This window comes from Sulfitobacter sp. HGT1, from assembly GCF_013282155.1.
Lineage (GTDB): Bacteria > Pseudomonadota > Alphaproteobacteria > Rhodobacterales > Rhodobacteraceae > Sulfitobacter.
Window position 1 is genome coordinate 1 of record NZ_BLWI01000013.1, and the last position, 20,812, is coordinate 20,812.

Genomic DNA, 20,812 nt, shown 5'->3' on the forward strand with positions numbered 1-20,812 from the left:
ACTCATTTCCGATCAGCCTCTTAGTGAAAGCTTACGCCCAGACATTGAACTCCGCGTACTCGAGATACCGCGCCAGAACATCCACGCTCTTCCACCCTCCGGCACGCATTATCGCTGCCGTATCATGGCCCGCCGAGAGCAAATCTTGGGCAGCGCCCACCCGCATCGAATGCCCGCTGAAGGCTAGGGCGATGGAGCGGTCGAAACCGGCCTTTTTTGCGGATTCTCTTATCAGGCGACGCACGACCATATCTGTCAATTCCCGATTGATCGCTTTACCGTGGTAAATCGGGCAGAACAGTGGCGCGATATGCATGCCTCGATACGCCAGCCAATCCTCGAGTAGCTTCGCTGACCTGTACGACGTAAATGCGATTCGCCCGTTGCCATATTGATCGGTCTTGCTGCGGCGGATGAGAACCTGAAGCGTTCCATCGCGTCGCCAGGAAATGTCCTCTGTCCGCAGAGCTACAAGTTCGGACCTCCGCGTGAGCAGATCATAGCCGAGCGACAGCATGGCTTTGTTGCGAAGACCCCACGGGGTATCGGGTTGTACTTTGAGAAATTTATCAAGATAATCGCGCGTCATGCCTTTCGCCTGCTTGGGACGATTGGGCCCTAGGCGACGCACTTTACGCATGGCGAGGTTTACATCTTCATGCAAAGTTGGATCAGGCATATCAAGCAGGCGGTGTACTTTTCTGATGCCGTAAAGCCGCCGCTTCACGGTGCTTGGAGCAACGACCTGACCTTGAGCTTCCAAAAACGTGCAGACTGTTTCGACGGTGGCGGGAAACGGTGTAAGCGCTTGTTCATGGCACCAAGTTTCGAATATCTGGACATCAGAATAGTAACCTCGCATTGTTGAAGTGGCATAAGCGCCTTCGAGGCGCTGGAATTGAGAAACCCAGTCAATTTTCGCGTGATTATGCATGCGTAAATGATATCTATAATGCGCAAAACGCGCAAGTTATAAAAAGAGAATTGCTTGATAGTTCCATCACAAATCCGTGCCGCACGTGCCATGCTTGGTTGGTCAGCCAAGACGCTAGCGACATCGGCGGGACTCTCGCTGCGTACAATTCAGAACATTGAGACGGCTGACGATGAGTTGTCAGTTCGGCGGAGCTCAATTTTGGCAGTAAAAGCCACCTTAGAATCCGCCGGCATCGAGTTCATCGGAGCGCGTGACGACGCCCCCGGCATCCGTATCCACGCGCCAAAGCCTGACGCAACCAAATGAACAACATCACGCTCCCGCTCCTCCAGAACCGGACTGCCTAGCTTCTCCTGCCCTTTGGCCTCACAGCAACCATTGCCGCGCTGACGCTGATGCCGCAGGCGTCGATGCCCGTTGGCCCGCAAGGCGTTGACAAACTCTATCGTACGGTGGCCTTCGCCGCGCTCATCTTCCCCACGGCCCTGCTGCGGCCAAAGTGGTGCCTGCGCTTTGGATGTCTCGCGATCCTATACGGCGGGATCATCGAAGCCATCCAGCCTGTCTTTGGTAGATCTGCTGACATGTCCGATTTTTGGGCTGATGTGCTCGGCGTCGCGACTGGCATTTTTCTCGGTCTGGCGGTGCGACGGGTATTTTTCGAGCGATGATTTGCCTTTCGCCATTGCCTCTGTGATTGGCGAACCTTCGGAAGCGCCTGCCGTCAGAAAGCCTGTACACAGCATAAGGCGGATAACAAATCAGCGCCCTCAGATATCGTCTATGATCTCCTTGGTCTTTTGACTGAGCTCACGGACAAACCGCCGCATCTCTTTGGCGTCCGCCGTATAGAGCCCATGCTTCAGGGCATTGCTGTTGCCTTTGGGGGCACCTGAGCCGGCCGCCCCACCGTGCATGCGGCACCGGAGTTTGCCCGCAACAGCTGGCGCTTGGCACGGCGTTCCTTTACGGGTTTTGGCCCCACATCGGGGGCTGTTGATCATGGGGGCAGTATTTCGCGAATGGTGACCGGTCATCAGCCTTATTCCGCCTTCGGCGTACGCCGCCGATGTGGTACTTTCTGGACACTGTCATCGAGGGGAACTTCCGCCTGATGCGCGATGGCGGCTGCGTCGCCCGTAGAAGACAGCGCGCGGCTTCCAGCTTCAACATTTCCGACGATAGCCTGACCACCAGCGGCGACATGGACATGCTCCACAGTAACCTTTTGCTGGCCCTTGCCACGATGTTTGTCGAGGGCGGCAACCTGCTTGAGGTAGAGCGACATGAGTTTGGTCGCATGCTTAAGGGCCAGATCTCGGCCCTCAAACGTCTGGTTCTGAAGCGCAGCCCGGCGCAGGCATTCGGTGGCTGCCTCATGGGTGCCGACCATCTGTATAGCCAGCATGCCCTCCAGCCCATCGGCAGGTCTGAGATCTTCATAGAGTTCGATGGCGCGTGCCATCTTGGCCATCATGTCTTCTTCAGATGCGTTGGATAGGTGGAAAACCATGTCCACCACCTCTCTAAGGCGCTGTTCGCGGATGCCATCAGCGCTGGCAGCAACGCGTGTGCCGTCGGCTAGCAATTGTGTTGGGTCATTCTGCGACCTCTTTGGAACGCTCTTGCCTGCTTTGTCAGCCATGGATTACCCCGCTCGGATTGCGCCGTCCAAGGTCATGCTACCACGGAACCTCCACCCGTCGAGGGTCGGGTTCAGCTAATTTCCTACTGTGCATGGGGTTGAATTCAACTTTCTGCCGACACCCGCCCCCCCCCCCTGCATCGACTCGAACGACCGATAAAACTGAAATTCAATCACAATTTCACAATGACGCCGTCACATCGCGCGAAACAGACCTATGAATGGCACTTGAAATGCGGCGGTCTAAAAGATCCGCAATCCCTACCATGACACGCTGTCTGCGTCTGCGCAGCCGCGCACATGAGATACACCGTGGTTTGGCGAATACGGGAACCGCCTCCATTGCGGACCGCCTGCACAAGGTGCCTCACCACCGTGTTCCGGACGATCAGCGCCTTTTATGCGTTCGTAGCAACGGCTGGTAATCGTTGGCGTGACCGAAATGTTTGCCATCGTGCCTGCCCAAAAACCTATGGCCATGCTCTTGGTCTCGGGCTCAATACTGTCAATTCCATCGGATTGCGGATCCCCACCCACATCTTTTAAGGGGCAGCTTTGCAGGGTGCCGTCAGGCTGGCTGGACTGAATTCGCACATAATGCGGCATATTCTGAAATCCGTGCGCACTTCTCTCGCCGATCATTCAGAAGTGCACCAAAGCGAATCCTCATTGTGGCCCGCCTCGTTCCTCTATGCAGACTGACATTGCTCAATCCTTGGGCGGAAGGCACCTCCAAAACGGCGCATTGAAACGCGGAATAGTTATTGCGCATTGACACAAGTCTGATATGGATAACTTATATTTAGATATGCACTCATAGGTAGATTGATTTATTCTTTATTCGGTGGACATTGGTCTGTGAAGCTAGAGAGTTCCAAAAATTACGTACCCGCCTTTGCGCTGCGGATCAACGCCGGCGGTCGAAATCAGGAGGCTCGGCAAGTGCCTTTGAGCTATAGAATTACTAAGAAGCTTTTTGACATAGTGGTTTCAATCTTACTCTTGCCGGTTTTTATAATCGGTAGTCTGCTTCTGGTTGTGGCGAACCCCTTTTTAAATCGGGGGCCGCTATTTTTCATACAAAGCCGAATGGGCCGGGATTGCACGCGTTTCAATGCAATAAAATTCAGAACGATGACCTGCACGAACGAGATAGTCCGCGGTGCGCATGATCCGCTAGAAGTCAACAGGATTACGTTGCTCGGGGGCTTTCTGCGTAAGGCCCGTCTGGATGAAATTCCACAGATCATTAATGTACTGCGAGGAGAGATGAGCCTTATCGGCCCGCGCCCCGATAGTTATGATCATGCGACAACCTATGTTGAATTGATCCCCGGATACAGAGAGCGCCATGATGTTCTTCCCGGAATCACTGGCTTGGCCCAAACAGAGGTTGGGTACGTTCACGGCGTTGATGGAACGCGCATGAAGGTTGCTGCAGATCTACACTACATCCAAAATCAATCCGTTCATCTAGATTCATGGATTTTTTGGCGCACACTCCAAACCGTTGCTGGCCGGGCTGGGGCCTAATAGCATCTCAGACTGGACCCATTCGCAAGAGTAAAATATTGGATAATACAGTCATTGGTAGCATCGTGACTTTTTATATCCGGTAGCACAAGGCGCTTGGTCATGAGGCGTGGAATGCGAACCACCTGAGTTCCGATGACCGGCCTTGTTGCACAAATAGGTTGATGGAATTCACTGTATGAAGCCAGAGTGATAGCCGAAGGCATGAGCTGTTGGACCCCCACGAAGAATAAGGCCACGAATTGGTCGTCTTACAATGACAGCCTGAAGCGTCGCGGACCGTTGTCGATCTGGTTTGATCCGGAAATGGTTTGGACCTCGCCGCCAAGCGGTAAGCGAGGTAGGGAGCAACAGTTCAGCGACGCTGCCATTTTGACCTGTCTGACGCTGAAAGTCCTATGTGGCATGCTATTCGCCAGACAACTGGGGTCGTCCAGAGCTTGCTGGGGCTGGTCGGATTGGACTGGGCCAGGCCGGATTTCAGCACCCTAAGCCGAGGTCAGCAAACACTGCACGTGAGCCTGTCGTATCGTGGCTCCATGGGGCCATTGAACCTCCTAATCCCCTATCGGTATCATGCTGCGCATGACCCTGCCGGGCAATGGATATCGGCAGTGTCACCGCCGATGGTGCTTATGACATCCGCAAATACCACGAAGCAATTGCGGCCCGAGATGCCCATCCGGCCATCCAGCCGCGCAAGAACGCAAAGCCCTGAAAACCGACGAGTGCCGGAGCAATCGCCCGCGACCATGCCGTCAATGCGAAACGAGATCTGGGCCGCACCGTTTGGTGACGCTGGAGTGGATTCCACTGCCGAAGCCGCGTCGAAACGGAGAGCCTATGAAAACTCTTGGCCTATCGATGATGGCGAGGGACTTTGAAAGGCAGGTTTCGGACATCCAAATCCGTATCGATGTACTGAATCGCTACACTGCTCATGGCATGCCCGTCACTAAACCCGTAGGATAAGTTCGTCCGGGGAAAGGGGAGGAACGTCCTTCAACCGATTTGTGCAACAATGCCCCACCTTCCCAGATGACATACCCCTTGGTTGCTATACCAAGCAACCTAACCAACCAAAGGACCCTTCTATGCCCCCCAAATTTGGAACCAGCGGCCTGCGTGGTCTGGTCACGGAACTTACGCCGGACCTGATTGGTGCCCATGTCAGGGCCTTTGTCGCGTCTTGCCCGGTGGGCAATGGCATCTGGATCGGGCGGGATTTGCGGGGGTCTTCGCCTGCGATCTCAAGAATGGTGGCCGATGCTGCGCGCGAGATGGGGGTGCAGGTCACCGATGCGGGGGCTGTGCCTACGCCTGCCTTGGCTTTGGCGTCGATGAACGCGGGGTGTGCGGCGGTTATGGTGACGGGCAGCCATATTCCGGACGACCGGAATGGCATCAAATTCTACACCCCCGATGGCGAAATAACCAAAGCCCATGAGGCCGCTATTCTGGCCAATCTTGATGCGGCCCCCACCCACAGCGGCCCGGAGCCGATCACGGATACTGGCACCGAAGCGGCCTATATCGCGCGCTACACCCGCGCCTATGGCACGGCGCTGGCGGGGATGCGCATCGGGGTTTACAGCCATTCCGCCGTGGGGCGTGATTTGATGGTTAACCTGCTGACGCAACTCGGTGCGCAAATCACTGAACTGGGCCGCGCCACACATTTCGTGCCAGTCGATACCGAAGCTGTCCCCGAAGACGTGCGCGCACAATTGCGCGCATGGGCCAGCAGCCAACCGCTGGATGCGATTGTCTCCACCGATGGTGATGGCGACCGGCCTTTGGTGGCGGACGCAACCGGGACAGTGGTTCCGGGGGACGTGCTGGGCCAGATCACGGGCACCGCCCTTGGCGCGCAGATCGCTGTCACGCCTGTGTCGTCAAATTCGGGGGCCGAGCAGGTTTTTGATCAGGTGATCCGTACGCGGATCGGATCACCTTTCGTCATTGCAGGGATGGAAAAGGCCACGGGGCGCGTTGTGGGGTACGAGGCAAACGGCGGCTTCCTGCTTGGCTATGATGCGAACGGCCCCGCTGGTCCGTTGCCAGCCCTCATGACCCGCGATGCCGTGCTGCCGATCTTGGCCAGTTTGATGGCGGCCAAAGCGGCCGGCAGTCTGGCTGCAGCCGTCGCCACCCAACCCCCACGCTTTACCGCAGCAGACCGCTTGCAGGGTGTCGCCACCGAAACCGCGCAAGCCTTTATCGCCGAGCTGAGCACACACGACGCCACCCGCGCAGCTTTCCTCAAGCGCTTTGATCTTACCGAGGCTGCTGTGGACCGCACCGACGGTTTGCGGATGATCTGCACAGGCGACCGCATCGTGCATCTGCGCCCCTCCGGCAATGCGCCAGAGCTGCGTTTTTATGCCGAGGCTGACAGCCCCAAAGCGGCACAGGCCTTGCTGGATCAGGGCTTGGCCATCCTGCGTGCGCAGATGGTGGGGTAGCTCAAACGAGCACGCGGGATGGCACGAAATCGGGACACGTCCACTCCTTAACGCAATTGTCGCTATAGGTACGCGAGACGCGCTTTGACATTCGGTATAGCTTCGGTCAGGTAATATTGTAGGTGACCCATCTCCATAGGCCAGACCCGATGTACGAGAATGAAATGTGCTGTTTTGAATGGCGCGGTCATCGTGTGGTGTTGTCCGGATGCTCCCAAGAAATGTCGATGGAGCTTTCCGCGACATTAGCGCTGGAGCTTTGCCAATCCCATGATGGGGATATTATCGATATAGTCATATCTTACTCAGGTTCTGACATAGACGTTCGGTATAATCGATCTCGCGACCGTTTTAACAATCAACAAGACCTGTTAATCCATCTTGCCACTTTGGTCGCCGCAGCCTTTGTCGAGAAGGTCAACTTTCCTAATCGCTTACACGCAGCGGGTTTTATGCTGGGCGAAGGTGCTACGCTGCTTTCTGGCCCCGCATATTACGGGAAATCCAACCTGAGCTTTCTAGCCTGGTCGCGCGGCCACCAGATTTTGGGCGATGACTGGCTTTACTATTCCACCGACAGCCCCGAGGTCTCCCCACTTCCCAAGCCCTTAAAGCCGAGAGTACGCCCCGTTGATTTGCATGCCATGTCTGCGCTTTGTGCAAGCCGACCGCACACCTATGGTTCATTTCGGGGAGAGCACCGGCTTATGGTTGGGCGATCCGAGGGCTTTTACAACAACTGGGACCGACCAGTGCATGTCGACCATTTTGTTTTTCTCGAGAAGTCAGAAAGCGCAACCAGCCATATCGAAGCGATACGCGGTAGGGATGCGCTTCCCCTTCTTTTGGCGCAAACGTTGCTCGACGAAGCTACAATGACCTTGCAGGCTGTCACATTCGCGAAATCCTTGTTAGCTGCAGGCACACCTATCTATACGCTTAGCGTCGGCAGCGAGGCTTACGATGAGGCCTTCGATCTCATGGTTGGTGTTCTTTTGAAGGGGCACTGACACCATGGTTGTGGTAAAAAATTGCATGTAGGGTCGCAAATTTTGCTTTTTGTATTCGCTGACCATCACGGAGATTTCGCATGTTCACCGACCAAATCAATACAACAGACAAGATTGCGGGCCTATTGGATCGGTTGAGCGTATCACCCGGTCTAATCACTGTTCGCCCATCCCATGTTCTTTTTGGAAACCAATACATTTTTGGAATGTACGTTCCCCGCCCGGAATGGCGCACCCTTTCCGCAGTGGAAGCGGATTCGATGAGCCGCAAAGGTCTGCTTCAGGAAATTTCGCTTGTGCGCCTGGAACCGGCCGTGCTTGCGGCCCTTCGAACGGCCTCTGGTGCCATCGAATTGAGTGTATTGGAGTCTCCCGATGGCACAATGAGGCGAGGCGTGATCCCTCATGCCTTAGGGCAAAGGGTACTCGAACATCTGTTGGGTGAAAATATCCACGAGGCGCAGCTGGTTTCGTCGTTATTGCGACAGGTGGAGCCTGCCACCCACTCTGATGTCGAAGAAGACACGGGCACCGTGCCCCATGGATCGACCACGTTTTATCCGAATTCGGACAAGGCAATTGGGCTGCATCTGGATACTTGGGCGCATAAGCGCGATTTTATGCAGGGCGGTCGGCCCTTTCGCTGTATCGTCAACATAGGGTGGGAGCCGCGCTATGTGGCTTTTGTCAACGCGGCACCGGATGAAATTTCACAGATGATCTTGGACGCGAATCCCAGCATGGAGGCCGCGAAACTGCTGGAAGACAATCCGCAAGAGTGGGCGCAAAGATTTATGTCAGCAAAAGGTGATCATCCTGTGATGCGCCTGAAGATCTTGCCGGGCGAAGCCTATATCATGGACACCCACGCGTGCATCCACGACGGTTGGGCTGTCGATCGGACCTCAGCGGATATTTTTGTGATCCTGTCCTATATCAGGGATGCAGCATAGCTGGCTTGCAACTGCGTCATCAACTTTGGTTCCCAGCTGCGCAGCTGGGAATTTTACTACACTCGATCTGACGTATTTCGAATGAACCCATGCTCAAGAAATGCAGCAAAGAGAGCTTCGATTTCCGCCTCAATTTTGCTCGGAGGTTGATTTTCGAAGGCCTCCTTCATCAAGTCACAAGCCTCCGCCTTGGAAAGGCCAAACTCAAGCGCGTCCCAGAAAACTTGTGCCGTTTCATTCAGTGTCAGTACCCTATTGGTGTCCCGGGACAACAGGACCAGATCATCCTCAAAAGTTTCTGACAATATTTCACCTGCTCGAAAAAATACCGTGTTCTGATCCATAATTTCGTCCTTTTGTTTCTTGTGGTCCGACACCTTCGCCCACGGAAGCTCCTCCGCTTGCTCAATCACATAGTCCGCAAGTTCTGCGTCGCTGAACTGCAACCAAGCGAGAGGAAAAGCATACCGATCGTCCCAGATGCGATTTTCGAGGCAACGAGCCACGAACGCTATGCGGTCCAGACAGTAAGCACCCGAAAGTGCAAAGGAGCCAACCAGCAGCGACATGTGCAGTGGAATATTCAACGGCTCGGAGGCGGCTACGATTTCCGCCGGTTTCAGAAATCCGCAATGGGCAAGCGCGGCTGCAGATTCCCAACGTCTGTCACCGGCATTTGGAAATTTGGTCGCGGACTTTTCTGCCGCTTTGTAGACCTTAATCCAGTCTAGCGCGGTCGCCTTACCGATAGACGTATAATAGCGCGCTTTTGAAACAACCACGCCCCAATCATCGCTATCTTCCCCTATTGCCGTTTCGGCAATCTTTAGATTTCGCAATTCCTTGGCGTGTGTATGATCAGCGTCTTCGTAACCTGAATGAAATATGACGACCCCGCTCAGCACTGATACACGCGCTTCGGCGTGGGCAGAGGAAAGATGCAGTCTTTCGTGGATGCGCCCAGAAAAGCTCACTTCGTCCGACCGGCGATGACAGGAGGATCGCACGGAAGTAGTCTGGCCATCTTGTACTACGATTTGAACTCCGTAGATCGGATCCTTCAGGCTTTTGTGCTGCCCCGTTGGAAAAGAAAAAAGGAATTCATCGCTATCCAGCCAGAGAACATAGCGGTTCTTGCTGACTATTTGCCCCAGCAAGTTATTTCTGGCATTGGCGAAATGGTTGGTCCAAGGGACGGTATATACCGTCAGGTTCTGATCCGAAAACGGCGGTGTATCATCGACAGTTACCCCAAGGTGGACCTTCAATCCAAATCCAAGCGCCGATCGGACTGCACGCTCTGTTTCTTCCCAATTACCGTGCGATAGCAGGCATATATCGGGATCACCTTGCGGGAGTGGCCGATCAGCGGGATTAGTCTCCAACGGCATATGCATTTGCAGAGGCGCTATAGAGCAAAACTGCGGCCGGCGCGATCGTACCAGCCTTAGCAAGCCGTTGGATGAAAGCACGGCGCCGGATATTATCGATTTCGCGTCCAGGCGCACTACTCTTGAGTGCCTCATCATTCGTTTGATTGTCATCACGTTTGCGCATCGTGAACCTTCTTTGTGATTGCTAAATTGAGTTGCAAGCTAACCTGACGTCCCACACCGATGAAGTGCGACGTGAACTCTAGTAAACGAGCCAGCGCCGCATTCGAAAAAACCCACAAATGACTTGTTGCCTAGAGATGCACCAAGAAACCAAAGCAAGCAGAAAAACCTGTTAAATCTCCGACGCGTCGGCCACCAGCAGGATTAATCTCCGGCTGCGGCGGGCGTGGATGACGCGTTATAGAGCAAAGCCGCCGTCGGCGCTATTGCACCAGCTTTTGCGAGCCTTTTGATGAAAGCGCGGCGCCTTGGGTTCTCCGCTCTGTTATCGGGGGCAGTTTGCTGCACTTGACCATCAACTGATTGAGTGTCCTTGCGATCAGCCATGGAAGCATACCTTTCTGAAATTGAAGAAACGATGAAACCTTGCGTTGAGGAAATCAGCTCGCAAAAGCCATTCCGCTGGATGACGCGTCATGAAGCAATATAACTGCCGGAGCGATTGCACCCGCTTTCGCGAGGCGTTTGATGAAGGCCCGTCTTCTCGGGCACTCTATTCCATCGTCAGATGTTTTGTTCTGCGCCGGATCCTCATCAGTAAGATTTTTGCCTTGATTGTCCAATGCCATGCCTCGCTTTCAACTCAAAAAACCAGACCATTTCCCCCACGTAAAGTCAACGATCCGAAATGTGGACTGCAACGTCCTCACTCCGCAATGCTTACCATCCTGATCGCTTGGATCGATCAGACTCTAACTCTCCTATCAGTTTCATCACAATATTCCAAAATCCGGAAAGAAGACTCTTGGCTCCGGCCGTCTCACGCAAATAGTCTGGCAGATGAGGAAGTGCTTGTAACAGGCTATCGTCTGAGCGGCTCTCTCTGAAACGGCTCCATTCTGCAGAAATCCGCCCACTAAACCTTTCTGAGGCAAGGCGGCTCTTCAATGCGCGTATTTCAGTCTTATCGAAAGGAGTGCGACTTAGACGGGTCAGGACTTCGGGTGGGATATCAGCTTCCAACACATCCCTAAGGTAGCCCAAAGCCACAGTCATGATAATGGAGGAGCGCGTTCGTTCAGCGTTCGCAATCAAGCGGTCCCAATCAAAGGTTTTGTCGGCAGATTGCAAGATCCAATGCGCATCAAGCGCCCAACGCACGGGTGGGTGAAAATTCTGCGCGAGGCCATGCGCGCAGACCTGCAACAAGTGATCCTCAAGAGACAGTGTCCGAATAGTTGTGCCATTGACAATGTAGGTGGCCGTTCGTTCCCAGTAAATTTCGTCGGTTCCCGGCCAACTTGCATGGTGGTTGATATGCATGTGCAAGTCCAAGTCAAATTCATGATCAGTATGCGTCCATGAGATTCCATGACGAAACAATCGAGCAAGACTATCTGCAGACGCCGCATGTAGGGATTTTGGATGCCAACCAAGATCCTTAAGATGCGCTGCCGCACGATCGAAATCCGCCTCGCGGACCAGCATGTCAATATCACCGACACGACGACAACTAAGATGCGGATAGACGGTCGGTGCCAATGCGGCCCCTTTAAAGATCAAGAACTCCAGACCGAATTCCGCGAACTGCCGGGCAATCATCTGAAGCTGCCTCAAAAGTAGCTGATTGTTGAACGCATTTTGAACCCGCATAATTTTTAACTGCGGTTCTCTGGGGTCATCGATCAGTTTGGGCCCGAGCGAATAATGAATATGCGGCAACACCTGGTTTTGGGCGACGCTCGAGAAATCTATACTTCCCTGAGCCCTCTGAAAGGCGGCAAAGGCCTCCTTAGGTCCAAGAACGGCGGCCCGAAAAAGGTCATCTGGCAGCAACCCTCTCCAGACACGCAGTGCGGACATAAGCTTGGGGTCACGTAAATGGGCAGGCAGCAACCTGTCTATGCCGGCATTGCTTGGGATGTATTTTGGTGGGGGTATTAGATCTTTGCCCATCAGGCCTTTCTCACAACCCGAAATAGGGCAAAAGATTTCATATTGAACAACCGGATTTTGGAGTAGCCTCTCCTTAGCTGTGAGGTTTGAGGCTCAATTGAGCTTCATCAGTATTTCACTAAGACACTCGCCTTTGGGCGGTCGATAATCAAGAGCGGTATCGCATCGCTTTGAGTGATATCCCCTTCCTGCGCTTTTCTTGACCAAATTGAAGCCGTGACATGTCCAGCTTGCTTGTCCCCGCGCCTCTTTTCGCGACCCGCTTACTGTCGATGAGGTTCTGTCGAGCCGAATGGTTGCCTACCCATTCCGCAAGCTGATGTGCTGCCTCGTGACCGACGGCGGTGGCATGTTCTCTTCCTCCGGAACAGTCGTGCCGGGCAATACGGCCTGACCGGTCGCAGAACCGAGAACTGAACGTCAACTCCCGCCATGCTTTATACAATACGCTTTGTCGGACAGCCGATTTTGTGATTAATCCGTTGAACGTCTGACGATATTCTGTGGCAGATAATCAGTTGCGTGCCGAATGGTCCCTTGGTGGTAAATGCCGTGTGCGGCAAAACCAGTGCCACGTCTCATCCGACGAAAAAACCCTGCATTCCAGCTTGTGCAATCAGACCAGACAGGTCACGATTTGCGGTGAACAACTACCTAGGGGAGGATTTCAGATGAATATCGTATTAAGAACAGCAGTGGCGGCAGTCGCCCTGACAACACTGGCCGTAACAGCCGCATCAGCCGAAACGCGCATTACGTATAAGTCGGCCAAAACCGGGTCGTCCTATTACCAGATGGGCGTTGAACTGGCCGAAGCCATGAAAGCCGGCACCAACGGCGATGTGATCGTCACAGTCGAAGAAAGCCAGGGCTCCGTCCAGAACGTGATGGAAACCAAGGCGCGCGGGGGTGACTATGTGTTCACCACGCCACCCGCATTGGTCGGCCTTGCGCAAAAAGGCAAAGCCATGTTCGAGGGCAAGCAAGATCCGGCCTTTGACGAGATCCGCGCCTTGTTCCCGATCCCGTCTTTGACCATGCATTTTGTGATGTCTGCCGACAGCGGTGTGACTGATCTGATGGGCATGGAAGGCAAGACCATTCTACTGGGCAAGGGCTCGTTCGGGGCGACCGAAGGCGCAAAATATATCGAGATGTTCGGACTGACCGACAAGGTCAAGATCGCGGATGCGGAGCTTTCCAATGCGGTTGCCGCGCTCAAGAACGGTCAGATCGACGGCTTTGTCACCGCAGGTTCATGGCCCGCACCCAATGTGATCGAAGCGGCGGCATCCACGCCGGTCACGGTCTTGTCGCTCAGCGATGACCAGATCGCCCAGACCAAGCGCACGGTGCTGACGATCCCTGCGGGCACCTATGCTGGTCAAGACGCCGACATCACCACGACGTCGCTGCCAGTCGTGGCCTATACGACCACTGCGATGGATGATGACACGGCGTACCAGCTGACCAAGACATTCTGGGACAGTAAGGCCAAACTTGGCGATACCTCCCCTTGGTGGAGCGGCGTTGACCAAGCAATGTTGAGCAATATCGCCGGTAAAATCCACCCCGGTGCCGCGCGCTATTACGCCGAGGCAGGCATCGAACTGACTGACGCGCAAAAGTAAGCAGCGACCCGCTTGGCAGGCCGGATCACGCATCCGGCCTGCTGTCGCTCTCCAAAGAGACTTCCCCCATGAACACATTTCTCAATGGCCGCATTGCTGCGGCTTTCTGGCTGCTGTTGGCCGCTGGTCTGGTCGGCTATCACCTTGCGCTGATCTTCTCGGGTCTGGTTCCAAATCTGGTTAGTCGACCGTTGCATATGGCATTCATCCTGCCCTTCGTGCTGGTGCTGGGGACCACCAGCCGTGCGGGCCTGATCAGTGGTATCGTGCTGGCTGTGCTTGGTATTGGTGCAGCACTTTGGATTGCGTTGAACAATGACATGCTGGGGGATCAATACGGGTTTCTCGAGGGGGATTTCCAAAGAGCGATTGCAATCACATTGCTGGCCGTCACGCTTGAAACGGCGCGCCGTGCCATCGGCTGGCCCTTGCCATTGGTGGCGGGAACGGCCTTGCTTTACGGGCTGTATGGTCAATATATCCCCGGCCAGTTTGGCCATTCCGGCACCCCGCTAAACAGTTTTCTGGGTACGCTGACCATTGCCGAAGGCGGCATTTGGGGGTCGCTTACGGGGGTTTCCGTCGGGGTGGTGTCGATCTTTGTGATCTTTGGCGCCGTGCTGAACGCGGGCGAGGCCGGACAGGGCTTTATGAACGTCGCCGCTGCCGCTGCTGGTCGGCTCAAGGGCGGTGCTGCCAAGGTGTCGGTTATTTCCTCGGCGCTTTTCGGCTCTATCTCGGGGTCGGCATCGGCCAATGTCGCATCAACGGGCGCGATCACCCTGCCCGCGATGACCAAACTCGGCTACCCCAAACGGCTCTCCGCTGCGGTGGAGGCTGTGGCCTCTTCGGGGGGGCAGATCATGCCACCGCTGATGGGTGCGGGGGCCTTTGTGATGGTTGAACTGACGGGCGTGCCCTACACTTCGATCATGGCTGCGGCGATCCTGCCTGCCTTTTTGTATTTCCTTGCCGTCTGGGTCGGCATCAACGCCTACGCGCGGCGCTTTGACCTGAAGGGTGTGGATGCCGCCGACCGCCCTGCCCGGCGCGATGTGATCATCACCTCGCTGTTCTTTCTTGTGCCGTTTTCTGTGCTGCTTTGGGCGATGTTCGTCGCAAAATTCACACCGGAATATTCTGCGGCACTGGCCATTCTAGCGGGGGCCTTGCTGCTGTTCATTAACGCTGATCTGAAAAGCGACCGCGCCCAGATCATTGACCGCCTCACCAGCGCGGTGTTGAACGCGGCCAAACAAGTGTCGATGATCGCGGCCATCATCCTATGTGCGTCGATCATCATCGGGGTTCTGTCGATCACCGGTCTGGGGGTCAAAATCACCTCGCTGATCCTTGAAGGGTCGGGTGGGCTGCTCTGGCCTTCGCTGCTTCTGACCGCCCTCGCCTGCCTGATCCTCGGGATGGAGGTGCCGACGACAGCCGCCTATGTCATCTGCGTGTCAGTCGCGGGGCCGGCGCTGACGCAACTGGGGCTGGAACCGCTGCAGGCGCATCTGTTCGTGTTCTGGTTTGCGTTGCTGTCCACCATCACGCCCCCCGTTTGCGGTGCCGTCTTTATCGCGGCGGGCATGATCGGGGAAAACTGGCTTAAGGTTGCGATGACGGCAATGGCGCTTGGTGTCGGTCTGTATATCATCCCCTTGGGCATGATCGCGAACCCCGACATGCTGCGCCTGGCCGAAACGCCGATTGCCGCGATCATCGCGATGCTGCGGGTCGCAGTCGGGCTGACGCTTGTGTCTTACGGGTTGATCGGCGCGCGCACCCTTGTGCCAACAGTGCTGATGGTCGGGGCCGGGCTGGCCGTTGTATTTTCGGGTGTGTTCATTTGATGCAAGATTAAGTCACCGAAGAACAAACGCCAAAAGGATCAGGCAAATGACCACACTCACGACCCAAATGGAGAGGGTGATGCGCCTGCGCAAACTCATGTGCCTCAGTCGGTCAATCATAGTCAAACCTTTCTGACAGGATACGATGAGACGGCGTGCCACGCATGATCAAATGGTCTTCGACGATGTCCATCATGATTGACGGCCCACACAGGACAAAGACCCATTCTTTGAAGTGGTCGGGCGAGAAAACCCGATCCAAAAGCGCCGCATCAATAAACCCTGTTTCGCCCTGCCAAGTCTCCGGCGGTTCGGACAAGACAAAGGTCGTGCCCTCCCTTTCCAGCTCCTCGCGGTAGGCGATTTGATCGGCGGAGCGGTTTCCGTAAACCAGCTTAACCTGTCGCGGATCATCGGTCAGGCGCATCTGCCTGAGAATTCCCAGCAGGGGTGCAAGCCCCACGCCGCCCGCGATCAAGGCAACGCCCGGTTCGGTGTGGCCTTCGACATTCAGGCTGCCAAACGGGCCATCCAGATACGCAACCGTATCAGATTTTATCTGACTGATGGTCCGGGTGAAATCGCCAAGCTCCTTGATCATGAAAGTGATTTCTGGCCCTGCGGCGGGTGCTGACGAAAGGGAAAAAGGGTTCTCTTTCAATGAAAACGGGCCATGCCCCACGTTCAGCCAGACGAATTGTCCCGCTTGGTAATCAAGGCCTGAGTGACCGTCGGGCGTTAAGGTCAATTCCCATTGTTTCGGCGTCACCTGCACAACAGAGGTCACACTCCACGCGCGGGATTTTTCCCGAAGCGGCGCGAGCAGATAAACGTAGAAAAGCGACCCGGCAGCGGCGGCGGTCATTGCCAGCCAGAAACCGGTCATCACAGTCTGCGATCCATAGCGCCCCGCATAAACTGTGTGATGCAGCAAAAGCACGGCGATCAACAGCGCACCAACGCCATGCATCAATCGCCATGTCTCGTATTTATAGTCCAATTTGCTGCGCCAGATCGCAAGAATTACAAAACTGGGTAGGATCAAATACGCCGCAATACCTGTGGCAAGATCAGCAATATCAGTCGTGATCACCAGTTGGCGGGTCGTATCCCAGGGGCGCTGGCCGCCAGACGGTGTACCGCGATATAGAAAAGGGTGAAACGCCGCAAAGCCCAGTGCTATCCTTGCCATGATCTGATGAAACCGCATGGTCACATCCATGCCGATATCGTTCGAGATATTCTTGAAGCGGCCGGAAAGGACAAACTCCATAAGGATCATGGAAAACGCAAGAATACCAAGGCCGGAGGCAAGTTCCTGATGGAATGCCCGCGGTGGCCCACCGACCAGCCAGGACAAGATGAGGGGCAAGGTGACAGCCGCAATATAGCAGACAATCAAAAACAGCGGCTTCATATTCTTTTGTGATCCAATTCTTACGTCGCAGCAATTACGTCAGGGGTCGGCGCTGGCACCCAAGAGGTGTGCCTCAGCCTCTGAACCCCGTCTTTGATCTGGTTAATCAGCGCCGTTGATCCCCGCCAGCCAATCATCGGTTGTCCTGTAAAGTGAATTCCAATCCGTATATTCCTTATCGGCGTCCAAGTCTGCCTCCGGATTTCTTGCGGCCAGAATGCGGCGCATGATGAAGCGTCGGAAAATATCATACTCTGATGGAACGTATGCACCCGCGACTTGCTCAACACGGCTTGGCGTCCAGCCCGTCGCTTCGATGAACTCTTCTTTGATCTTATCCAGACCCTTCCAATCTTCGGCGTCATGCCCCGCCGCGGCAAGTGATACTGACAAGAACAGAGTGGACTTTGCTTGAAGGTCTTTGGACCGTTCCGCCGCGAAATTGGTCAGTGCCCGCTGGTAGTGACCCACATGGACCGAGGCCGCCAGAATGACGCCATCAAACCGCTGGAGATCCATCCGCGTCGCATTCGCGAGTTCCACAAGTTCGACAGAACGCCCGCCATCCACGATGTGATCGGCCAATCTCTGGGCGATCTTTCGCGTTTGCCCCTCTGTTGAAGCATAGGCTATCAGAACTTTCATGCATGTCTCCAATCATAGACGGCAATTTCAAACCGGGGAATTGCGATGCCCTAGCCGCGTTTCTGGATTTGAACATGTTTCAAGGCTGCGGCATTGATCTTGGTCAAAGCCGGAAAGTTCGACAAATAAAAACGCAGTATATTGACAGCCGATGGCAAAGCACCTCAAGATATAGATGCTTTGGTTCTTGCGACTCGCGTCGCAGGCTAAGAGGGAAGCCGGTGAAATACCGGCGCTGCCCCCGCAACTGTAAGCGGCAAGTGTTGGCCTTTTACCCACTGGTGCATCTGCACCGGGAAGGATGGCAACACATTCGAGCCGCGAGCCAGGAGACCTGCCCAAGCACGATACGATAACCGCGAGCGGAGGGCTTGGGGACGTGTTTATGGTATGGCCCTATTCAGGCGGTACCCTGCGCGCCCCTGTTCCTTTGCAAAACAACCAAAGGATATGGGCATGACCATCACTGTTTATTCGAAACCTGCTTGCGTGCAATGCACGGCCACCACCCGCGCGCTGGACATGCGCGGTCTGGACTACCGCGTTATCGACCTGACACAAGATGCAGACGCGATGAATGACGTGACCGAAATGGGCTACCGTCAGGTTCCGGTCGTTGTGGCGGGTGATGCGCATTGGGCCGGGTTTCGCCCCGATATGATCGGCCAACTGGCATAAATGGAAATGGGCGGGCTGGTCTATTATTCGTCTGCGACGGGCAATACCGCGCGGCTGGTTGCAGCCTTGGGCGTTGAGGCCATGCGCATACCGATCCGCCCATCCGACCCGATGCCATCCCCTGCTCGCCCCTTTGTGCTGATCTGCCCGACATTTGCCGATGGCGCAGGGCGCGGGGCGGTCCCCAAACAGGTGATCGGGTTTTTGAATGCCCCCGCCAACCGCGCCCTGCTGCGCGGTGTGATCGGCGCGGGGAACCGCAACTTTGGGGCGACATTCGCCCTGGCTGGCGATGTGATCGCCCAAAAATGCAACGTGCCCGTGCTCACCCGGTTCGAGCTGGCAGGAACAGACAATGATATCGCCCGCATCCGCGATGGGCTGGACAAATTTTGGAGAACGCAATGCTTGATGACGGTATAGACGCAGGGATGGATTATCACGCGCTGAACGCGATGCTGAACCTGTACGACTCTCAGGGTCATATCCGGTTTGACGCAGACCGCATGGCAGCGCGTCAATATTTCCTTCAGCATGTGAACCAGAACACCGTGTTCTTTCATTCGCTGGACGAAAAACTGAACTATCTGGTCGACGAAGGATATTACGAAGCGGCGGTGCTTGACGGATACCCGCGCGCCTTCCTGCACCAGATCTGGGAGGCCGCATTTGCGCAAAAATTCCGTTTCCCCACGTTTCTGGGCGCGTTCAAATATTACACCTCCTACACGCTGAAAACCCGCGACGGTAACCGGTTTCTGGAACGCTATGAGGACCGCGTGGTTATGACCGCGTTGACGCTGGCCCGTGGCGATCAGGTGCAGGCGATGGCGTTCATGCACGAAATCCTGTCGGGGCGCTTCCAACCCGCCACGCCCACATTCCTGAATGCCGGAAAGCAAAGCCGCGGAGAGTTGATATCCTGTTTCTTGCTGCGGCTCGAAGACAACATGGAAAGCATCGGGCGTGGTATCAATTCAGCCCTGCAACTGAGCAAGCGTGGCGGCGGCGTCGCCTTGATGCTGACCAACATTCGTGAACAAGGCGCGCCAATCAAGGGGATCGAAAACCAGTCCTCCGGTGTCATCCCCGTGATGAAACTGCTGGAGGATTCCTTTTCCTACGCCAACCAGCTTGGAGCGCGGCAAGGTGCGGGGGCGGTATATCTGAACGCGCATCACCCTGATATCTTGCGCTTTCTTGATACCAAGCGCGAGAACGCGGATGAAAAAATCCGCATCAAGACGCTGAGCCTTGGCGTGGTGATCCCTGATGTCACCTTTGAGCTGGCCAAGAAAAACGAGGATATGTACCTGTTCTCGCCGCATGATGTTGAGCGTGTCTATGGCCTGCCGTTTTCAGACATTTCAGTGACCGAAAAATACGCCGAGATGGTCGACAACAAACGCATCCGCAAAAAGAAAATCAACGCCCGTGAATTCTTTCAGACACTCGCTGAAATCCAGTTCGAGAGCGGCTATCCCTACATCATGTTCGAAGACACGGTGAACAGCGCCAACCCGATCAACGGGCGCATCGCAATGTCGAACCTGTGCTCGGAAATCCTGCAAGTGAACGAGGCCAGCACGTTTCACGACGATCTGGGGTATGACCACCTTGGCACGGATATCTCTTGTAACTTGGGGTCGCTTAACATCGCCAAAACGATGGATGGCCCCGACTTTGGCGCAACGGTCGAAACCTCCATTCGGGTGCTGACGGCTGTGTCTGAAATGTCGTCGATCAATGCGGTGCCCTCCGTCCGTCGCGGCAATGACGAAAGCCATGCGATCGGGCTGGGACAGATGAACCTGCACGGCTATCTGGCGCGCGAACGCATCCATTATGGCAGCGCCGAGGGGGTCGAGTTTACCTCAGTCTATTTCGCCGCTGTCGCCTATCACGCCATTCGCGCGTCCAACCTCTTGGCGCAGGAAAAGGGCGAAACCTTTAAAGACTTCGCGACCTCAACCTATGCAAGCGGTGCGTTTTTTGACACCTACACCACCAGCGACTGGCTGCCCGAAAGTGACGCGGTAAAGGCGCTGTTTGAGGGCAAAGACCTGCCAACCCGCGAAGATTGGGCCAAGCTGCGTGATCTGGTCATGGAACACGGGCTGTATAATCGCAACTTGCAAGCGGTGCCGCCCACAGGGTCAATCAGCTACATCAACAACTCCACCTCCTCGATCCATCCGATCGTCAGCAAGATCGAAATTCGCAAAGAGGGCAAGATCGGGCGCGTCTATTACCCTGCCCCTTTCATGAACAACGACAACCTCGAATTCTACCGCGATGCCTATGAAATCGGGCCCGAAGCGATCATCGACACCTATGCCGCCGCAACCACCCATGTGGATCAGGGCCTGTCGCTGACCCTGTTCTTCCCCGCCGATGCCTCGACCCGCGACATCAACCGCGCGCAAATCTATGCGTGGAAGAAGGGCATCAAAACCATCTATTACATCCGCCTGCGCCAAACCGCCCTTGAGGGGACGGAAGTCGACGGCTGCGTTTCCTGCACATTGTGAGG

At 55.2% G+C, this 20,812-nt stretch carries 19 protein-coding genes, 1 pseudogene and 1 riboswitch; of the genes and pseudogenes, 12 read left to right on the top strand and 8 right to left on the bottom strand.

All coding sequences use genetic code 11. From position 1 onward, the window contains the following. Positions 1-31 precede the first annotated feature (31 nt). Positions 32-934: a tyrosine-type recombinase/integrase gene (locus HGT1_RS15345; RefSeq protein ID WP_176250838.1), complete on the bottom strand. Its 903-nt coding sequence runs from the start codon at positions 932-934 to the stop codon at positions 32-34. A 54-nt stretch (positions 935-988) separates the two neighbouring features. Between HGT1_RS15345 and HGT1_RS18475 the strand changes: the two genes are divergently transcribed. Together HGT1_RS18475 and HGT1_RS15355 are read left to right on the top strand one after the other, a co-directional pair. Then, positions 989-1,243, top strand: a complete 255-nt coding sequence (locus HGT1_RS18475) for a helix-turn-helix transcriptional regulator (RefSeq protein ID WP_176250839.1) — start codon at positions 989-991, stop codon at positions 1,241-1,243. A 104-nt stretch (positions 1,244-1,347) separates the two neighbouring features. Then, positions 1,348-1,608 carry a VanZ family protein gene (locus HGT1_RS15355; protein WP_176250840.1) on the top strand — a complete coding sequence of 87 codons (261 nt, stop codon included), beginning with the start codon at positions 1,348-1,350 and terminating at the stop codon, positions 1,606-1,608. Positions 1,609-1,707: 99 nt separating this feature from the next. Here the strand turns inward: HGT1_RS15355 and HGT1_RS18430 are convergent, their stop codons facing one another. Together HGT1_RS18430 and HGT1_RS15360 are read right to left on the bottom strand one after the other, a co-directional pair. After that, on the bottom strand, positions 1,708-1,974 hold the full coding sequence (locus HGT1_RS18430; RefSeq protein ID WP_308791276.1) for an HGGxSTG domain-containing protein: 267 nt from the start codon (positions 1,972-1,974) through the stop codon (positions 1,708-1,710). Positions 1,975-1,979: 5 nt separating this feature from the next. After that, positions 1,980-2,582, bottom strand: coding sequence for a hypothetical protein (locus tag HGT1_RS15360; protein WP_176250841.1), 603 nt, complete (start codon positions 2,580-2,582; stop codon positions 1,980-1,982). Positions 2,583-3,440: 858 nt separating this feature from the next. On the opposite strand from HGT1_RS15360, the gene HGT1_RS15365 reads away from it, so the two are divergent. The 5 genes and pseudogenes from HGT1_RS15365 (at position 3,441) to HGT1_RS15385 (ending at position 8,543) form a co-directional block, all read left to right on the top strand. Continuing rightward, positions 3,441-4,115: a sugar transferase gene (locus HGT1_RS15365; protein ID WP_255200220.1), complete on the top strand. Its 675-nt coding sequence runs from the start codon at positions 3,441-3,443 to the stop codon at positions 4,113-4,115. Between the two features lie 204 nt (positions 4,116-4,319). Next, a pseudogene (locus HGT1_RS15370) lies at positions 4,320-5,087 on the top strand (transposase). Positions 5,088-5,209: 122 nt separating this feature from the next. Then, positions 5,210-6,580 carry a phosphomannomutase gene (locus tag HGT1_RS15375; protein WP_176250842.1) on the top strand — a complete coding sequence of 457 codons (1,371 nt, stop codon included), beginning with the start codon at positions 5,210-5,212 and terminating at the stop codon, positions 6,578-6,580. 149 nt (positions 6,581-6,729) lie between these two features. After that, positions 6,730-7,590, top strand: a complete 861-nt coding sequence (locus HGT1_RS15380; protein WP_176250843.1) for a hypothetical protein — start codon at positions 6,730-6,732, stop codon at positions 7,588-7,590. An 80-nt stretch (positions 7,591-7,670) separates the two neighbouring features. Beyond that, a complete protein-coding gene (locus HGT1_RS15385) occupies positions 7,671-8,543 on the top strand; it encodes a hypothetical protein (protein ID WP_176250844.1) in 873 nt (290 codons plus the stop codon). 56 nt (positions 8,544-8,599) lie between these two features. On the opposite strand, the gene HGT1_RS15390 is transcribed toward HGT1_RS15385, so the two are convergent. The 3 genes from HGT1_RS15390 to HGT1_RS15395 form a co-directional block, all read right to left on the bottom strand. Then, a complete protein-coding gene (locus HGT1_RS15390; protein ID WP_176250845.1) occupies positions 8,600-9,811 on the bottom strand; it encodes a PqqD family protein in 1,212 nt (403 codons plus the stop codon). A gap of 106 nt (positions 9,812-9,917) precedes the next feature. Then, the gene (locus HGT1_RS18235) at positions 9,918-10,100 is read right to left on the bottom strand and encodes a hypothetical protein (protein WP_217902989.1); all 183 of its coding nucleotides are present in this window, start codon (positions 10,098-10,100) and stop codon (positions 9,918-9,920) included. Positions 10,101-10,819: 719 nt separating this feature from the next. Beyond that, positions 10,820-12,055 carry a nucleotidyltransferase family protein gene (locus HGT1_RS15395; RefSeq protein ID WP_176250846.1) on the bottom strand — a complete coding sequence of 412 codons (1,236 nt, stop codon included), beginning with the start codon at positions 12,053-12,055 and terminating at the stop codon, positions 10,820-10,822. 671 nt (positions 12,056-12,726) lie between these two features. Between HGT1_RS15395 and HGT1_RS15400 the strand changes: the two genes are divergently transcribed. Continuing rightward, a complete protein-coding gene (locus HGT1_RS15400; protein WP_176250847.1) occupies positions 12,727-13,686 on the top strand; it encodes a TAXI family TRAP transporter solute-binding subunit in 960 nt (319 codons plus the stop codon). Between the two features lie 68 nt (positions 13,687-13,754). After that, the gene (locus HGT1_RS15405; protein ID WP_176250848.1) at positions 13,755-15,539 is read left to right on the top strand and encodes a TRAP transporter fused permease subunit; all 1,785 of its coding nucleotides are present in this window, start codon (positions 13,755-13,757) and stop codon (positions 15,537-15,539) included. Positions 15,540-15,651: 112 nt separating this feature from the next. On the opposite strand, the gene HGT1_RS15410 is transcribed toward HGT1_RS15405, so the two are convergent. Continuing rightward, complete coding sequence (locus HGT1_RS15410; protein ID WP_176250849.1) at positions 15,652-16,956, bottom strand: ferredoxin reductase family protein; 1,305 nt, start codon at positions 16,954-16,956, stop codon at positions 15,652-15,654. 102 nt (positions 16,957-17,058) lie between these two features. Beyond that, the gene (locus tag HGT1_RS15415; RefSeq protein WP_176250850.1) at positions 17,059-17,601 is read right to left on the bottom strand and encodes a flavodoxin domain-containing protein; all 543 of its coding nucleotides are present in this window, start codon (positions 17,599-17,601) and stop codon (positions 17,059-17,061) included. Positions 17,602-17,765: 164 nt separating this feature from the next. After that, positions 17,766-17,958, top strand: a riboswitch (cobalamin riboswitch). A 99-nt stretch (positions 17,959-18,057) separates the two neighbouring features. Between HGT1_RS15415 and nrdH the strand changes: the two genes are divergently transcribed. The 3 genes from nrdH to nrdE are packed head-to-tail and all read left to right on the top strand — an operon-like array spanning position 18,058 to position 20,810. After that, on the top strand, positions 18,058-18,279 hold the full coding sequence (nrdH, locus tag HGT1_RS15420) for a glutaredoxin-like protein NrdH (RefSeq protein WP_176250851.1): 222 nt from the start codon (positions 18,058-18,060) through the stop codon (positions 18,277-18,279). Positions 18,280-18,285: 6 nt separating this feature from the next. Continuing rightward, complete coding sequence (nrdI, locus tag HGT1_RS15425; RefSeq protein WP_176250981.1) at positions 18,286-18,702, top strand: class Ib ribonucleoside-diphosphate reductase assembly flavoprotein NrdI; 417 nt, start codon at positions 18,286-18,288, stop codon at positions 18,700-18,702. After that, on the top strand, positions 18,684-20,810 hold the full coding sequence (gene nrdE / locus HGT1_RS15430; protein ID WP_176250852.1) for a class 1b ribonucleoside-diphosphate reductase subunit alpha: 2,127 nt from the start codon (positions 18,684-18,686) through the stop codon (positions 20,808-20,810). The genes nrdI and nrdE overlap by 19 nt, the downstream gene beginning before the upstream one ends. Positions 20,811-20,812 lie beyond the last annotated feature (2 nt).